Source organism: Sorangiineae bacterium MSr12523 (genome assembly GCA_037157775.1).
Classification (GTDB): Bacteria; Myxococcota_A; Polyangia; order Polyangiales; family Polyangiaceae; genus Pendulispora; species Pendulispora brunnea.
In genome coordinates this window covers 10,725,579-10,742,189 of the sequence record CP089982.1, presented here as the reverse complement: position 1 = coordinate 10,742,189, position 16,611 = coordinate 10,725,579, and the positions used below count along the sequence as shown (strand labels likewise).

17 protein-coding genes are annotated in these 16,611 nt (G+C 63.0%); 11 read left to right on the top strand and 6 right to left on the bottom strand.

Annotated features, from left to right (window positions below; translation table 11 throughout):
• Positions 1–12: 12 nt before the first annotated feature.
• The 5 genes from LZC95_42335 to LZC95_42315 all read left to right on the top strand — a co-directional run bounded on the left by LZC95_42335 (position 13) and on the right by LZC95_42315 (position 5,196).
• Complete coding sequence (locus LZC95_42335) at positions 13–624, top strand: class I SAM-dependent methyltransferase (GenBank protein ID WXA93077.1); 612 nt, start codon at positions 13–15, stop codon at positions 622–624.
• 80 nt (positions 625–704) lie between these two features.
• Positions 705–2,210, top strand: a complete 1,506-nt coding sequence (locus LZC95_42330; GenBank protein WXA93076.1) for an acyl--CoA ligase — start codon at positions 705–707, stop codon at positions 2,208–2,210.
• Positions 2,210–3,184: a 2-dehydropantoate 2-reductase gene (locus LZC95_42325; GenBank protein WXA93075.1), complete on the top strand. Its 975-nt coding sequence runs from the start codon at positions 2,210–2,212 to the stop codon at positions 3,182–3,184. The genes LZC95_42330 and LZC95_42325 overlap by 1 nt, the downstream gene beginning before the upstream one ends.
• 47 nt (positions 3,185–3,231) lie before the next feature.
• Positions 3,232–4,629, top strand: a complete 1,398-nt coding sequence (locus tag LZC95_42320; GenBank protein ID WXA93074.1) for a pyridoxal-dependent decarboxylase — start codon at positions 3,232–3,234, stop codon at positions 4,627–4,629.
• A 9-nt stretch (positions 4,630–4,638) separates the two neighbouring features.
• Positions 4,639–5,196: an NAD(P)H-dependent oxidoreductase gene (locus LZC95_42315; GenBank protein WXA93073.1), complete on the top strand. Its 558-nt coding sequence runs from the start codon at positions 4,639–4,641 to the stop codon at positions 5,194–5,196.
• Positions 5,197–5,200: 4 nt separating this feature from the next.
• Here the strand turns inward: LZC95_42315 and LZC95_42310 are convergent, their stop codons facing one another.
• Positions 5,201–6,250 carry an NADP-dependent oxidoreductase gene (locus LZC95_42310; GenBank protein WXA93072.1) on the bottom strand — a complete coding sequence of 350 codons (1,050 nt, stop codon included), beginning with the start codon at positions 6,248–6,250 and terminating at the stop codon, positions 5,201–5,203.
• A gap of 74 nt (positions 6,251–6,324) precedes the next feature.
• Between LZC95_42310 and LZC95_42305 the strand changes: the two genes are divergently transcribed.
• Positions 6,325–6,903, top strand: a complete 579-nt coding sequence (locus LZC95_42305) for a hypothetical protein (GenBank protein WXA93071.1) — start codon at positions 6,325–6,327, stop codon at positions 6,901–6,903.
• On the opposite strand, the gene LZC95_42300 is transcribed toward LZC95_42305, so the two are convergent.
• From LZC95_42300 to LZC95_42280, 5 genes are all read right to left on the bottom strand, one after another.
• Positions 6,827–7,660 (bottom strand): amino acid ABC transporter permease, encoded by an 834-nt coding sequence (locus LZC95_42300; GenBank protein WXA93070.1) that lies wholly within the window; start codon positions 7,658–7,660, stop codon positions 6,827–6,829. The genes LZC95_42305 and LZC95_42300 overlap by 77 nt on opposite strands.
• Positions 7,657–8,313, bottom strand: coding sequence for an amino acid ABC transporter permease (locus tag LZC95_42295; protein ID WXA93069.1), 657 nt, complete (start codon positions 8,311–8,313; stop codon positions 7,657–7,659). Before LZC95_42295 ends, LZC95_42300 begins: the two co-directional genes overlap by 4 nt.
• A complete protein-coding gene (locus LZC95_42290; protein WXA93068.1) occupies positions 8,313–9,227 on the bottom strand; it encodes a glutamate ABC transporter substrate-binding protein in 915 nt (304 codons plus the stop codon). The genes LZC95_42295 and LZC95_42290 overlap by 1 nt, the downstream gene beginning before the upstream one ends.
• A gap of 45 nt (positions 9,228–9,272) precedes the next feature.
• On the bottom strand, positions 9,273–10,001 hold the full coding sequence (locus tag LZC95_42285) for an amino acid ABC transporter ATP-binding protein (GenBank protein WXB00266.1): 729 nt from the start codon (positions 9,999–10,001) through the stop codon (positions 9,273–9,275).
• A 61-nt stretch (positions 10,002–10,062) separates the two neighbouring features.
• Positions 10,063–11,520, bottom strand: coding sequence for a protein kinase (locus LZC95_42280; GenBank protein WXA93067.1), 1,458 nt, complete (start codon positions 11,518–11,520; stop codon positions 10,063–10,065).
• A gap of 369 nt (positions 11,521–11,889) precedes the next feature.
• On the opposite strand from LZC95_42280, the gene LZC95_42275 reads away from it, so the two are divergent.
• The 5 genes from LZC95_42275 (at position 11,890) to LZC95_42255 (ending at position 16,587) form a co-directional block, all read left to right on the top strand.
• The gene (locus LZC95_42275) at positions 11,890–12,438 is read left to right on the top strand and encodes a hypothetical protein (GenBank protein WXA93066.1); all 549 of its coding nucleotides are present in this window, start codon (positions 11,890–11,892) and stop codon (positions 12,436–12,438) included.
• A 4-nt stretch (positions 12,439–12,442) separates the two neighbouring features.
• Positions 12,443–13,642, top strand: a complete 1,200-nt coding sequence (locus tag LZC95_42270) for a P1 family peptidase (protein WXA93065.1) — start codon at positions 12,443–12,445, stop codon at positions 13,640–13,642.
• A gap of 10 nt (positions 13,643–13,652) precedes the next feature.
• On the top strand, positions 13,653–14,171 hold the full coding sequence (locus LZC95_42265; GenBank protein ID WXA93064.1) for an O-acetyl-ADP-ribose deacetylase: 519 nt from the start codon (positions 13,653–13,655) through the stop codon (positions 14,169–14,171).
• Between the two features lie 264 nt (positions 14,172–14,435).
• Positions 14,436–15,608, top strand: coding sequence for a HEAT repeat domain-containing protein (locus LZC95_42260; protein WXA93063.1), 1,173 nt, complete (start codon positions 14,436–14,438; stop codon positions 15,606–15,608).
• A complete protein-coding gene (locus LZC95_42255; protein ID WXA93062.1) occupies positions 15,601–16,587 on the top strand; it encodes a HEAT repeat domain-containing protein in 987 nt (328 codons plus the stop codon). The genes LZC95_42260 and LZC95_42255 overlap by 8 nt, the downstream gene beginning before the upstream one ends.
• Positions 16,588–16,611: the final 24 nt, after the last annotated feature.

Genomic DNA, 16,611 nt, shown 5'->3' with positions numbered 1-16,611 from the left:
GATCGCCCAACGATGCCAATCGACATCAGCGAACGAACTTTGGCCTATTACGATGCGAACGCCGAAGGCTTTTGGGCCGGCACCCGCGATCATGACGTATCGCAGAACATCGAGGCGCTCGTCTCGGCTATCCATGCGTCACACCCGTTGACCATTCTCGACTTCGGTTGTGGACCGGGGCGCGATCTCAAAGCGATGAAGGACGGAGGGAACGTTCCGATTGGCCTCGAAGGATCGGCGCGCTTTGCGGAGATGGCACGGCAATACAGTGGATGCGAAGTCTGGCAGCAGGACTTTCTCGAGCTATCTCTGCCGCAGTCTTTCTTCGATGGCATATTTGCGAATGCATCCTTATTCCATGTTCCCAGTGCGCACTTACCACGTGTGATCGGCGAGCTCGGCGCAGCATTGAAACCGGGCGGAGTCTTCTTTTGCTCCAACCCGCGCGGCGAAGGCGAAGAAGGGTTTTCCGGCGAGCGTTATGCGTGCTTTTTCGATCATGAACTTTGGCTCTCATTTTTTACTGCACAGGGCTTCGACGAAGTTACGCACTACTACCGGCCGACCGGAAAACCTCGCGCAGAACAGCGTTGGCTTGCCATGGTGCTCCGTAAGCGTCATTAGATTACAGCTCAGTTAGATTGAGACGATTATGAATAATTGACAGTGCACATGTCGACATCGTGGTCGATAATGGTCTTCCCATGACGACGCTCTACGATTTGCTCGCTGGAGAAGACAACCACCCTGCGCTGGTCGCCCCTGGCAAACCGCCGGTGACCTACGGCCAATTGCGCGAAAATGTGGTGAAGCTCGCCGCCCAATTGAATCAATTTGGATTTGGCCGTGGCGATCGAATCGCCATTGCCATGATCAATGGGCCGGAGCTCATTACGACATTTTTCGGCGCTGCGATGGCGGGTACTTCCGCACCGCTCAATCCGAAATACAAACAAGAAGAATTCGCATTCTATTACGAAGACACGGCGGCGAAGGTACTCATTACTTCGCCGGAAGGGATCCCCGCGGCGGTTGCCGCCGCACTGCCCACCATGACGCTCCTCACGGTGTCGGCCGACTCGAAGGGGCGCTGCTCGTTCGAACGCACCGGCGGGGCGACGTATGCCCCCAAGCCCGTCGAGTTGTCGCTCAAAGACGACGTGGCCATGATCCTCCACACCAGCGGCACCACCAGCCGGCCCAAGCGCGTTCCCTTGCGCCATCGCAACTTGTTTGCGTCGGCGGGGAACATTCGCGGTACGTACAATCTCACGCCGGCGGATACCACGTTGTGCGTGATGCCGCTGTTTCATATTCACGGCATCGTCGGATCCATGTTGTCCACGCTCTCGTCGGGCGGCACGGTGGTGTGTCCGGCGGGGTTCAATGCCATGGAGTTCCTCTCACTGTACGAGACGTTCTCCCCCACGTGGTATTCGGCCGTGCCCACGATGCACCAGATGGTGCTCGCGCGCATTTCGAAGCATGCCGACGTCGTTCGCAAGAAGCCGCTGCGTTTCATTCGTTCGAGCAGCGCCCCGATGCCCGGCGTCGTGCGCGAACGGCTCGAGGAGCTCTTCCAGGCTCCGCAACTCGATTCGTACGGCATGACCGAGGCGAGCCATCAAATGTCCTCCAATCCACTGCCGCCGCGTGTGCGCAAGGGAGGTACCGTGGGCGTCGGTCATGGCGTAGACGTGGCCATCATGGACGAAGTCGGCAATCTGCTGAAGCCTGGCCAGATTGGCGAGGTCGTGGTGCGCGGGCCCAACGTGGTCGACGGCTACGAGAACAACCCCGAGGCCAATGCGGCGGCCTTCACCAATGGGTGGTTTCGCACCGGCGATCAAGGCGTACAAGACGAGGAGGGCTACCTCTCGCTCACCGGGCGCATCAAGGAATTGATCAACCGCGGTGGTGAGAAGGTCTCGCCGCTGGAGATCGACGACGTGCTCCTTCGCCACCCCGCGGTGGCCGAGGCGCTCGCGTTTGCCGTGCCGCACAAGATGCTCGGCGAGGAGATCCACGCGGCCGTGGTCCTCAAGGGCGAGTGCGAGAGTGCGGAGCTGCGCGCGCATTGCGCTGCGGCGCTTGCAGAGTACAAGATTCCGAAGAAATTCCACGTGCTCACGGAGATCCCGCGCGGCGCTACGGGTAAGCTACAACGGATCAACATGGCCAAGTTCCTTCAAGTGGGCAGCGAGGACTGATGCGCATCTGTATCGTAGGTGCGGGCGCCATCGGCGGCTTTCTCGGCGCGAGGCTGGCGCTTGCGGGGCAGGACGTCACGCTCATCGCGCGCGGGCCGCACCTGCAAGCGATTCGCGACCACGGGCTCAAACTCATCGAAATCGATGGGCGCGAGCGCGTGGTCAAAACGCGCGCAACGTCGGATTTCGAGGAGGCGGGACCACAAGACGTGGTCATCGTGGCGCTGAAGGCGGGCAGCTTGCCGGCCATCGCGCCGCGCCTTCGGGCGCTCTACCACGCGGAGACGAGCGTCGTTACGGCGCAAAATGGATTTCCGTGGTGGTACTTCCATAAATTGCCAGGACCCTACGAAAACCGCCGCGTCGAATTGGTGGATCCCGGCGGCGTCATCGAGGCGAACATCGAGCCGCGTCGAGTCATCGGTATCATCGTTTACCCCGCGGCGGATATCGACACCCCCGGTGTCATCCGCCACGTGGAAGGCGAGCGCTTCTCACTCGGCGAGCTCGATGGGGAAAAGACGGAGCGCGTGCGCATCCTGCGCGAGGCGTTCGAGGCTGCGGGAATGAAGGCGAAGGTCACGCCGCGCATCCGCTGGGAGACGTGGGTCAAGCTTTGGGGCAACCTCGCGTTCAACCCCATCTCCGCGCTCACGCGCTCCACGCTGGAAGAGATATGCCGATATCCGCTCACGCGGCAATTGGCGCGCACCATGATGCAGGAAGCCCAAACGGTGGCCGAGCGATTGGGCATCGATTTCGGCATCAAGATCGAACAGCGCATCGACGGCGCGGAAAAGGTGGGAGCCCACAAAACGTCCATGCTTCAAGACATCGAACGCGGTCGGCCCACCGAGGTCGATGCCATGGTCGGTGCCGTCGCGGAGCTGGGGCGCTGGATGGACATTCCCACGCCGTCCATCGATGCGGTGTATGCGTCGGTCAAGCTGCTCGAGCAACGCACGACGCTCTAAGTTGGGAACTGTACCGGTCGAACTGAAGAGAAGTGTATCTACCCGCCGTGTGCCGGTGGCTCCACGTGGGGGGGATGACCGGTGAGCGACTCGATGAAATCCTGAGTGCGGTGCGCGACGGGGCGCAGGCCTTCTTGAAAACGGTGGCCGAGCGCCCCGTGGCCGCGCCCCGGGAAGCACTGCGCGCGGTGTCGTTTCCGGCCCTGCCCGACCAAGGGTGGGGCACGACGCGCGCGCTCGACTATTTCCGCGCGAACCTGGAGCCGCTGCTCTCGGGCTCGGCAGGACCGCGCTACCTCGGCTTCGTCACGGGGGGCTCCACGCCGGCGGCGCTCGCGGGCGATTGGCTCGCCGCGGCGTATGACCAGAATGTCTCGAGCGACGGCGACTCCATCGCCACCGGGGTGGAGAGGCACACGCTCGCCATGCTGCGCGCTCTCTTTGGCGTGCCCGATTCGTTCGAAGGGGCCTTCGTCAGCGGTGCCACACAAGCAAACGTGGTGGCCCTGGCCACCGCGAGGCAGTGGGCGTACGCGCGCATCGGCATCGACGTCTCCGAGGCGGGGCTCACCGGTGCGCCGCCCATTGCGGTTCTCGCCGGTGCGCCGCACGCGAGCATCGACAAAGCGGTCTCCATTTTGGGCATGGGGCGGCGGTGCATCGAGCGCATCTCCCTCGTCGAGGGCCGCGCCGTCATCGACCCGGCCGCGCTGGATGCGCACTTGAAAGCGCGCGCCTACGCCGCGCCGTGCATCGTCTCGGCGAGCGCCGGGGAGGTGAACACCGGCGACTTCGACGACCTTCGCGCCGTCGCCGAGGTGGCCAGACGCCACGGTGCGTGGCTCCACGTCGACGGAGCCTTCGGCCTCTTCGCGGCGGCCGATCCAGCCTACGCGCACCTCGTGGACGGGCTCGAACTCGCCGATTCCATCGCATCCGACGCACACAAATGGCTCAACGTGCCTTACGACTCGGGCTTCGTGTTCACGAGGCATTTGACCGACCAAGAGCGCGTCTTCCGCGCCGCGGGCGCGTACCTCGGCGCCGGGCCGGATCTCCTGCACCGCACGCCAGAGAACTCGCGCCGTTTTCGCGCGCTGCCTGCCTGGATGACGTTGATGGCCTACGGCCGTGAGGGCTACCGGGAATTGGTGCATCGCTGCTGCGAGCACGCGCGCCGGCTCGGCGAGCACCTTCGCGCCTCTGGTTCGTTCGAGCTTCTCGCGGACGTGCACCTGAACATCGTGTGTTTCGCGCCTCGATCACGCGAAGTGCGCGATCGCGATCGCGTGCTCGAGGCCATTCACGCGGGCGGCCGCGCATTCTTCACGCCGACCCTGTACGCGGGCCGGCCTGCCATCCGCGCCGCATTCTCCAACTGGTCCACGACCGCCGATGATATCGCCATCGTGGCCCGTGCGCTCGACGAAGCGGGTGCGCTATGATCCCGCGCCATGAGTTCTACGTTTCGGGTATTGGGAATCGCAGGTAGCCTTCGTAAACAATCTTACAACCGTGCGCTGCTCCGCACCGCGACACAACTCGCGCCTGCCTCGCTCACCTTCGAGACGGCGGAGTGGGCCGACTTTCCGCCCTACGACGCGGACGTCGAGGCTGCGGGCCGCCCGGAATCCGTCGTGCGATTCCGCGCGCAGATTGCCGCGGCCGACGCGATTCTCATCGCGACCCCGGAATACAATTATTCCATTCCCGGTGGCCTCAAGAACGCCGTCGACTGGGCCTCGCGCCCGCCGGAGCAGCCGTTCAACGGCAAGCTACTGGGCATCATCGGCGCCAGCGGAGGTGACGGCGGCACGATGCGTTCGCAGTACCACTGGCGGCAGGTTGCCGTGTTTTTGAACCTCCACGTGATGAACAAGCCCGAAGTCTTCGTGCGGCGTGCCGGGGACAAGTTCGACGCGGAAGGCAACCTGACCGACGAGGCAATCCGCAAGACGCTGACGCAGTACATGCAATCATTTGCCGAGTGGATCGCCTCGCACAAGAAATGAAAATTTAGACTTCGAGCACCAGCTTCCCGGTGTTTTCGCCCCGGAACAACTTGAGCAGGCTCTCCGGGAACGTATCCAGTCCTTTGACGATTTGCTCGCGCGACTTCAGCTTGCCGGCGGCCACCCAGCCGGCGAGCTCGCGTGCGGCCTCGCCATAGCGCTCGGCGTAATCGAAGACGATGAAGCCTTCCATGCGGGCCCGATTGATCAATAGCGAAAGGTAATTCGCCGGGCCTTTGGCGCCCTCGGTGGTGTTGTACTGCGAAACGGCGCCGCAGATGACCACGCGGGCATGGCGCGCGAGCTTGGAAAGCGCGGCGTCGAGAATGTCGCCACCGACGTTGTCGAAATAGACGTGGATGCCGTCGGGCGCGTTGGCCTTCAATCCCGCTTTGACGTCTTGGCTCTTGTAATCGATGGCCGCGTCGAACCCGAGCTCCTTGACGAGGTAATCGCATTTCTCGCTGCCGCCTGCGATGCCGACGGCCCGACAGCCTTTGATCTTCGCGATTTGCCCCACGACCATGCCCGTGGCCCCGGCCGCGCCGGAGACGACCACGGTTTCACCGGGCTTGGGCTGCCCCACGTCGAGAAGACCGAAATACGCGGTCATGCCGGTCATTCCGAGGACACTCAAGTACACCGGAAGCGGTGCGGCCTTGGGGTCGACCTTTCGCAGGCCTTTGGTCTTGAGCGTGGCGTATTCCTGCACGCCGAAAAGGCCCAGGACCTGTTCCCCAACCGGAAACTTCGGATCGGCCGATGCGATGACCTCGCCAATTCCTTGTGCACGCATCACCTCGCCAAGGCCGACCGGCGGGACATACGACTTCGCGTCGTTCATCCAACCGCGCATCGCGGGATCGAGCGAGAGGTAACGCACTTTGACGGTGACCTCACCCTCGCCCGGATCGGCGACGGGCGCTTCGCTGTACGTGAAATCGCTGCGCTTGACCAGGCCGACCGGGCGGGAAGTAAGTTGAAATCGATGATTGATGAGTGCCATGGGGGCGGCAACGTAGAAACGAAGTTGCACGACGTCCATGGTCAACATGGCAAAACTTGACTCAAGCGGGTTACGCGGGTGTCCCGTTTTTAGATAGGCGAGATATGCGTTAGCGTTTACCTATGTGGCTCGAAGCGATTCTCTCGCGCGAAGATTTGGTGGCGGTGGTCGAGCAGCTCGTACCGCTGAAGATACGGCTCGACGTGAACGACGAGGAGAAAGACGACGCCGAAGGGCGCTTTCTCGTGCTTCACGATCCCAGTGAGGTGACGCTGGTTCCCGACGTGGGATTGCGGCTCGTCTGCAAAGCGAGTGTGCGCTGGCCGGTATTTCGGATTCGTGTGCCGGTGACCATCAAATCGCTCACCGTGATTCTCAAGCCCGCCGTCGAGCGCCGCGACGGTCACGATGCGCTCACCTTTGGCCTGCACGTGGAGCACGCCGATCTCGCGGGGCTGCCCCCGATGATCGATGCGCACATCACCGTGAAGATCAACGAGGCGCTGGCCAAGGAAAGCCTCGCGTGGGACTTCACGAAGACGTTGTCCCACGCGTTCAAGCTGCCGCCGGTGCTCGAAGACCTCAGCGCCTTCGAGCTCGCGGTGCGGGGCGGCAAAGTGAAAATTACGGACGAGGTGCTGGGGCTGGCGATCGCTTTCCGTCCCCGCGTTTTGCGAGCCAATTCGCAAACGCCGACATGATCGCGCACATGCCAATGTAAATCGCCGCGATGACCAGGTACGTCGGCACGTAGGGAAGGTCGAAGGCCAAGCGGCTGCCCATTTGCTTGCCGACGTAGAGAAGCTCGGGGTACGTGATGATGAAGCCCAGCGCCGTGTCCTTCAAAAGGACCACGAGCTGCCCGATGATCGACGGAAGCATGCTCCGTATGGCCTGCGGCAGCAGAATGAGCCGGACCACCTGGCCTTTCTGCATGCCCAGCGCATACGCCGCCTCGGACTGCCCGCTCGGAATGGCCGCGATGCCCGCGCGGATGATCTCCGCGAGCACCGAGCCGTTGTACACGGTGAGGCCGGCGACCAGCGCCCAGAAGTTGCTAATGTGCAGGCCGTACTGCAGCGGTACGTAATAGCCGAAGAAGATCAGAATCAGCAGCGGAATGGCGCGGAAAAGCTCGACCAAGAACGTGGCGGGCGCGCGAAAGATCCACGCGTCGCTGATGCGTGCGCTGGCGAAGACGCCGCCGAAAATGAGCGCAAGTGCGGCCGCGGTGCCTGCCGCCTCCAACGTGGCGAGCAGCCCGTGGAGCAATTGAAGCTGAATCGCCTCGTATTCGAATTGCTTCCACTTGAGCGGTTCGAATTGGCCGGTTTCGGAAAAGCGGTAAATCGTGAACGCCACGAAGGCGACGATCAGCCCAATGGTGGCGATGCCCACGAAGCGGTGCCGCAGGCGTGCGCGCGGGCCCGGCTCGTCGTAGAGAACGGAGGTGCTCATCGAACCACCGCCCATCGGCGTTCGAGGAACCGCTGCAGCAGAATGAGCGGCACCACGAAGGTCAGAAAGCCAAAGGTGATCCAGAAAAGCGTATACACCTGATTCTCACCGCGCTCGGAGAGGTACGCCTGAATGGCGCCGGCCTCCACCACGGAAAAGCCGGCGGCCACGGTCGTGTTCTTCAACATGGCGTTCAGCATGCTGATGAGCGGCGGCACCACCGTGCGAAACGCCTGCGGAAGCACGATGAGGTACAGGACCTGGCCGAACGTCATCCCCAACGCGCGGGCCGCCTCGCCCTGGCCCACGGGCACCGTGTTGATGCCCGAGCGCAGGGTTTCGCAGATGAAGGCCGCCGTATAAATGGTGAGCGCGGTGTACGCCGCCGGCTCGAATGCGATTTCGATTCCCAACTTGGGTGCAGCGAACACCAAGAAGGCAAAAACGAGGGTCAGCGGCGTATTGCGAATGATGTTCACGTACGCCGCCCCCAGCCCGCGGAGCACCGGCACCGGCGATACGCGCATCGTCGCCAGAATGGTACCCACCGTGAGCGACCCCACCGCGCCGATGACGAAAAGCTTCAGCGTGGTGAAAAAGCCGCGGGAGAAGATGTCCCAGTTGTTGGTCAGCGTGCGGAAAAATTCGAGCATCAGTATCGTTCGACGGGGGGTTGCGTCGCCGACGATCCGGAGAGACCCAACGTGCCGTCGTAGATCTTCTTCCAGGTGCCGTCTTTGGCCGCCGCTTCGAGCGCGTCATTCACCGCATTGCGGAAGGCCGTGTCATCCTTGGCCACGCCGATGCCGTATTTCTCTTGGCTGAAAGGCTGGCCAATGACCTTGAGCTTGCTCGGGCTCTGCGCGGCGTATCCCTTCAAGATGGCGTCGTCCGTGGTGACGGCGTCCACCTTCTTGTCGAGCAATTGCGAGACACACTCGGAGTAGGTCTTGAACTCGCTGATGTTCCCGTCGTCGGTCAGCTTTTGCTCGCGCACGCGCTGCAAGGGCGTGGAGCCCGTCGCCGAACAGACCTTTTTGCCCTGCAAGCCATCTTTGCCGGCGATGCCCGATTCGTCCTTGCGGACCAAGAGATCCTGGCCGGCGATGAAATACGGGCCGGCGAAGCCGACGTCGTTCTTTCGCTTGTCGGTGATGGAGTACGTGCCCACGTAGTAATCGATTTCGCCGCCCTTGATGGCCGTCTCGCGGTTCGTCGAGGGGATCTCTTTGTATTCGATTTTCGACGGATCGATGCCGATGCGCGCGGCGACCAATTGGGCAATTTCGATATCGAAACCGCACCGCTTTCCGTCGGCGTCTTTGTAGCCCAGGTTCGGCTGGTCGGCCTTCACGCCGACGACGACTTTACCGGCGCCCTTGATCTTGTCGTACGTCTTGCTGCCCTCGATTTTCACGTCCGTCGCCGGCGTGAGCTTGACCCCCGAGCTGGCGCATTTGTCGCCCGTGCCCACCGCGGCGCTCGTGCTGCCGGCGCTGCCAGCGGCACCGGGATCCTCTTTCTTTCCACATGCGCCCAAGGCCATCACGATTGCGAGGGCACCCATACCGATAAAAGATGCAGTTCTGCACGAGTTCATTGGAGCCTCTCTTTAGTGCGTTAGGATCTTGGACAAGAAGTCTTTGGCCCGATCGGTCTTCGGGTCCGCGAAAAATTGTTCGGGTGGAGCCTGCTCGACGACCTGACCATCGGCCATGAATACGACGCGGTGCGCTGCACGACGGGCAAAGCCCATCTCGTGCGTGACGACGATCATCGTCATGCCACCTTTGGCCAGGTTGGTCATGACGTCGAGAACTTCGTTCACCATCTCCGGATCGAGCGCGCTGGTCGGCTCGTCGAAGAGCATGGCCTTGGGGCGCATCGCCAGCGCCCGCGCAATGGCTGCGCGCTGTTGCTGCCCGCCGGAAAGTTGCGCCGGGTACTTGTCGGCCTGATTTTTGATGCCCACCCGTTCGAGCAGGGCGAGGCCGCGCGTTCGCGCCTCTTCCTCGGGCTCTTTGAGCACCTTGATGGGGGCGAGCATCACATTCTCGAGGATAGTCTTGTGCGCGAACAGATTGAACGACTGAAACACCATGCCGACCTCGCTCCGCAGCTTGGCCAGCGCCGCGCCCTCCTCAGGTAGCGGGCGGCCTGCGAAGCGGATTTCTCCGCCCTGGATCGTTTCGAGGCGGTTAATCGCGCGGCATAGGGTGGATTTGCCCGAACCGGACGGGCCGATGACCACCACGACCTCACCCGCTGCGATCTCCAGGTTCACATCCCGCAGCACGTGCAGTTGCCCGTACCACTTGTTGACCCCCTTGAGCACCACCAACGGATCTGTCTCGCCCATTAAGGCATCAACGTTAGGAAGTTCGCACTATTCGCGCAAGAGCTCAATCGATGGTGGTCTCGAGGTCGGTTCCCAGGTTGCCCGGCGTTGCGCTCTCCTTTTGAGGAGTGCGCGTTCGCGGCGGCGGTGCCATGTCCGCCGAGGAACGCTGGGCGGCGGAGGCTTTGGGTGAAGGTCGTTGGCTTGCGGAGGCCGCGGGGATTGGCTCGGCGGGGGCTTTTTCCGAAGGTGCTGGTTCCGCAGTCGTTGCCTGGGGAGGTGCCGTCTTGGCAGGTGCCGTCGGGGCAGGCGCGATGGGGGGCGGCGCAAGGGGCGCGGAAGTCGGCACGATCGGTGCGGATTGTCCGGAGGCATGCGGCGGCGGCGCATCGGGCTTTCGGAAAAGGAGGATGCCCGTGGAGGAAGCGCCCGCCACGCCGAATACGATGGCCAAGGTCAATCCGGTGCGCCTGGCGAACCGGCGCAAATTCTCGCGTCGTTGCAGTCGCCGTTGCGTGCGGTCCCATTTGTCCTGGTCCTGCTGCCAGCGGCTGATGGCCAGCGGCGTCTCCGACGGGGTGATGGGGGCCGTGAGCGCCGGCGTTTTAGCGCTTTCGTCGGGCCGTGCGCCCGACTCGGGAAGCTCGTTTGCAAGCTCGTGAAAACGTGCGGCGAGGTGGCGCGCGTCGGGGCGCTCGTCGGCATTGTGGGAAAGGCACCGCGCGAGCAGCGCAGTGAGCTCGCGCGGGTAGTCGCCGAATTGACTGAGGAGCGGGGCCGCCGGCGGCCGGGCGGAGAGCACCGCAGCAAGGCCCTTCGCGCCGAGGTGCGCGAAGGGCGCGCGGCCCGTGAGCATGATGAAGAGGACGACGCCCAACGCGTGAACGTCCATCTTGGGCGAGGGAGGCCGGCCGAGGACTTGCTCGCGCGGAGAGAAGGGCGGTGTGCCGATGAACATTTCGTCGGGCTGCACCGTGGAGGCCACGTTATGGGCAATTCCGAAGTCGACGACGAGCACCCACCAGGCTTGCGACCCCGGTTGGACGTGCACGAAAAGATTCTCGGGTTTGATATCGCAATGGACGACGCCGCGTTCGTGCGCAAAGGCCAGCGCTTTGCAGATTTGATGGGCAATCGCCAATGCAATTTTGGGCGGAAATCGCCGTTGCTTGATGGCGTAGTAGTAATGAATCAACTCGCTGAGCGGGCGGCCGCGCAGGAGCGTCATGGCATAATAGGGAGTGCCATCTTCGAGGGAGCCATAATCGAAGACGGTGCAAATGTGGCCGCTCCCCTCGAGGAGGGAATGCGTCTGCGCCTCGGCACGAAAGCGAGCAAGGAGCGCGGGGTCCCGCGCGAGCGACGTCTTCATCACTTTCACGGCGCACGTTCGCTCGAGATCCGTCTGCGTAACCTCGTAAACCGTGCCCATGGCGCCGCCGCCCAAACGCCTATCCACTCGATATTTGCCGGCGAGGACGACACCGGCTGCGTATTCCACTTCCCCGACGTTCTTGGGCATCGGACGACTCCCAGGATCGGCGTGAGCGTACCGCGTGCGCTCCGGGGTGGAAGAGTGAAGATGTACCGTTGCCGACATGGCGCGAATGACGCCGTCAGGTGGGAGGAGTGATGAGCTCAACCTCTATTGGAAGGACGAAATCGTCCAAGGATGACCTAGCGGTAGCGCTTTGCTTGAACTTGGGACACGATTGCTCCTCGCCCTCGTGCGGGCCGCAGGTCCATGAAAGAGTCCAAGAAACAACCGGGCCCGTTCGGTACAGATCCCGATCCGGCATTCGCTGCGACCGAGCCGGGTCCTCCTACGTTTGGCGAAGGGGCGGGCCAAGAGCGTGGGGTGCGTGAGTCTGCGGCGCTAGAGGAAGATGTATTGAGGGCTGCGCGAGAGTTCTCGCATTTGGATCGCGAGACCGCCGCGCGTGCGGCGCGGATCGTGAATCAATACGAGCGCGACTATGCGCGCCTCGCCGAGGAGGCGGTGGCATCGACGGAGGCCGAATCGATTGGCGTATTCGTCGAGTCGTTTCAGCGCGCCAAGCCCGTGGTGCACGAATCGGCCGAGGAGGCGGCGGCCATTCCCCGCTCCGATTTGCTTCCCGGCGTGCGCATTCTCGAGTGGGATGAAGAGAAACAACGCGCGCCGCGCAATGGCTCGGAGCGTCGCGATCGTCCGAATTCCACGCCGCCCGATTCGCCGGACGCGATCCGTGCATCACGTCGCGCCAAAGCCCTGCAGGCCGAGTTGGCCGCTGCCCAAGTCGCCATGGCCGAGCCCGCGGCCGAGGACGCGGTCTCCGACGGCGACCGCATCACGCACCCGAGTATTCACCGCCGCCGCGAGCGCCGGCAGCTGACTATCCTCGTTCTCGTCGCCGTCGTTCTCGGCATCGTCGCTTGGGCACTGCTAAAAGCGCCCTAGCGCTATGAAGCTTTCGCACATCGTTCTTGCGGCATCGATCGTATCTTGTACGCCTCCAAAGACGCCACCCGCGCCGGCGTCTGCGCCGGTCTCGGTGGAGCAAGGGAGCGAGCAACGCGCCCGTCTTCGTGATCTCGGCATTACGCTCGGCAGCCTGCCCACCGGCAAATACAATGCGATCACCGATGTTCCGGGCGTGCGCGTCGGACATGTCACCCACAATTGGGGCTTTGGAAAGCTGATACCGGGCAAAGGCCCCGCACGCACGGGCGTGACCGTCATCCTGCCGACGTCCGACGACTTTTGGCACAGCAAGGTGCCCGCCGCGAGCTTCATCCTCAATGGCAACGGCGAAATGACGGGGCTGCACTACGTCAAAGAGTTCGGCTACCTCGAAACGCCCATCGTCTTCACCGACACGCATGGCATCGGCGCCGCCTTCGATGGGGGCGTGCGCTACATGCAGCAGCGCTTCGACGGCATTGGCAAGGACGAGGCTCCGACGACGCCGCTCGTAGGCGAATGCGACGATGGCTGGCTCAATGACATGCGCGGTTTGCACGTCACCGCGGCCGACGTGATGAAGGCCGCCGAGCGCGCAAGCGACGGCCCCGTGCAGGAAGGCGCCGTGGGCGGCGGCACGGGCATGATGTGTTACGGATTCAAGTGCGGAATCGGCACTTCGTCGCGCGTTCTGCCGGACAAAGCGGGCGGATACATCGTGGGCGCCATCGTCCAATCGAACTTCGGGACCCGCCCCGAATTGCGCATCAATGGCGTGCCCGTTGGGGAGGAAATCAAAGATTTGCTTCCCGAGGAGGCGTACCACACCGACGGTTCGTTGCTCGTGGTGGTGGCGACCAATGCGCCTTTGACCTCGCGCCAACTCGAGCGTGTCACCCGTCGCGTGTCCCTCGGTGTCGCGCGCACCGGAACCATTTCGCACAACGGCAGCGGCGACTTGTTCGTGGCCTTCGCCACGGGCAACCGCATCCCAGGTCAGCCCACCGAGCTCACGCATCCGCTGCGCGAACTCGCCGACGAGCGCATCGACCCCATTTTTCAGGCGACCGTGGAAAGCGTGGAAGAGGCCATCCTCAATTCGCTGACCATGGCCACGACGACACGCGGCCGCGATGATCATGTGGCGCACGCGATTCCGCTGGATCGCTTGCGCGCGATCATGCGCCGGTATGGGCGCTAACATAGTCGGTATGCTGCAGATCGAAATCGTCCAGGGCGACATTACCGAGCAAGACGTCGACGCCATCGTGAACGCAGCCAACTCGTCGCTATCGGGCGGCGGGGGTGTCGACGGGGCCATTCATCGCCGCGGTGGCCGCGCCATTCTGGAAGAGTGCCGCCGCATCCGCGCAGAGCGTTATCCCGATGGCCTCCCCACTGGCCAAGCCGTGGCCACGGGAGGGGGAAGGCTGCCTGCGCGCTGGGTCATCCACACCGTGGGCCCCATCTACGTGCGCTCGTCCGCGCCCGCTCGCGAACTCGCGAGTTGCCACATCGAGTCCCTGCGCGTCGCCGACGAATTGGGAGCACGCTCCGTTGCATTCCCCGCGATTTCCGCGGGGATATATGGATATCCCTTGCACGAGGCCGCGCCCATTGCCCTTCGCACGGTGCGCGAGGCGAGGACCTCGGTGGAGCTCGTGCGCTTCGTTCTTTTCGATGAAGTCGCGCTGCGTGCATTTACGCTGGCCGAAACGTCGTCGTCGTAGAAGTCGATTCCACATGGCTCGTGCAGCCATGGGGTATTCGAAGACCATCGCGAAGGCTCGCGAAAAAGACGCGATTGATCGCGAACGTGAAGTGGCCAATTGCGAATTGGGTCGACGATTCTTTGTCGATTGTTCGCATAGGGAACTGGTGTTGCTCACCTGCATTTCGGTGATATATGCATTGGCTCCCAGCCGTTAGCGCTCTTCGTACTCCGGTCGCTTCGTGCGATTCGGTCGAAAAGGGAATTGGAAAAGGAGATTTCGATGGCGCGAAGAAGGCTCCTCGTATTTGGGCTCGTCGGATCGCTGGTCGTCATCGGTCCGGTGTTGCGGTGGACCATTCGGCGCGACGCGCCCCACGCATCGGTGGACGCTCACGAATCGTCGTCTTTTTCGGAAATGCCGAGTGGTCTCGATAGGGCTTCGAGCGGAGGTCCATTGGGGTCGGCGCCGCCGGTCGAGCAGCTTCCGGTGACCGTATGTTGGAAAAACCTTGCAGCGTTCGACAAAAACCTGTCGCTGGCGAATTTCCGCGCGGCGCTGACCGCGGCCTTGGCGGCGAACGATCCACATCTCACGAATTACCTTCAGGAGCGCCTGACCGAGCTGGTTGGGGATGATCCGCAAAAGGCCCTGGAGGTCGTGGATTGGGCCGAAACCTCCGCGCCGCCGGCGCTGGGCGTCTACATGGAGGCGTTGAAGAAGACGCCCGCCGTGCAAAATGAAGAGGTTTCCGAGCGTCTCGTAGGGCTTGGTGAGAGCAAAACCGCGAGCCTGGAGCATCGTTCGGCGGCCATCGATGCGCTGGAAACCCAGCGACGGCTTTCCGACCGTGCGCTTTCGCGTCTCAGCGCGGTGGCCATGGACGAGACGGTGGATTCGACGGCGTGGGTGGCCACGCGCACGTTGGGGCGCGTCATGAAGGAGGACTACGCCCGTACGGGCTCGTACGAGCGCTATTGGAAGCAACTCCTTCAAATTGGGGAGCGCTCCAATGAATCCGCGGTTCGTCTTCTGGCGTTGGAAATGCCGTCGTACTCGAATCCATTGCTCGACCGCGGGTCGATGGACCGATTGGGAAATATCCTGCACAGCGATCCGGAGCGCGACGTGCGCGAAATGGCGGCGTTTCGCTTGTCCGTGACCGCGGAGCCGCAGCGGGCGCTGGAGATCTTCCGAACGGCCTTCTCGCACGAGAAGGAGCTCTGTGTTCGCTGGGCCATCGTTCGCTTTGCCGTGCGGGCCGCCGGTGAACGGGCATTGCCGCTGCTCGCGCAATTTGCCGCGCAAGACTCACGCTTTCAGCAAGACTACCTCGACTTCAAAGCCCTCTACGCGCAGGGAACCGTCGATTTCGCGCGCGTCTGGTTCGAGAAGCAAGAGCGCCATCAATGCCCGGAAGAAGGCGAGGGAGAGGAGGGCCGCACCAATGGATAAGCGGATTTTTGCATTCGTCACCGCGGCTGCGGGGCTGGTGTTGCTCGCAGGGCCCGTTGCAGCCACGGCACCCGAGCACATGCAAAAGGAGACATCGTGCTCGGTGGACTCGATGGTCGATAACCTGCGCGAGTCGCTGCAATCGGGGTCGCCCTCGCTGAAGCGGTACGCCTCCACGGTGTTGCGCGAGGCGGCACTCACCTTGTCGGCCGAGGATTTGCGCGCCGCCTTCGCGCGCGAGCGCCAGCCGGCGATGGTCGAAGCGTTGGCCGCGGCACTGGCCACCAAAGCGAGCCATTCGGAGGATCCCTCGTTGATTCGGCCGTTGCTATCCCGCGCCACCCACGATGCCGATCCTGCCGTTCGCGCGGCGGCTTTGCGCGGGCTTCGCTCCACCGGTTCGGTGGACATGATGGCAAAGAGCGGTGAACGCGTGCGTTACGAGCAATTGATTCAGGATGCATCGCCGGAGGTGCGCAAGGCCGTCGTCGAGAACCTCAAGGCGGAGAGCTCCGAGGTGTATGCCGGCCACGATCGCACCGTGTCGGAGACGGCGATCTCCGCGGCCAAGGCGTCCACCGATCCGGCTGCGACGGCGGAACTTTTGCGCAATGCATCGATGGAACAAGTGGGATCGCGCGCCGTTCGGGACGTGACCGGGCAACTCGAATCGTCCAATCCGCAGGTTCGCGCGGCGGCGGCAAGCGCGCTGGGCGGTGTGCAAGCGGCGCACTCCTCGGAGGCGCGTGTCGCATTGACGCAGCTTTATCGAAACGATGCGACCCCGGAAGTGCGCCGCGCCGTCCTCGAGTCGATTGCACGCCTCGGGCAAACGCACGCGATACCGGCTCTGGAGTCGCTTGCGTCGATCGATCCTGCCATGAAGGGCGAGATCGATGCCTGGATTGCGGCGTTGAAGCTCGGCCTTCAGGAGTGGAACCTCATTTCGAGAGAGAAGGAACGGAGGGAGACGCGATGATAGGTAAATCGTTATTGTATCTCG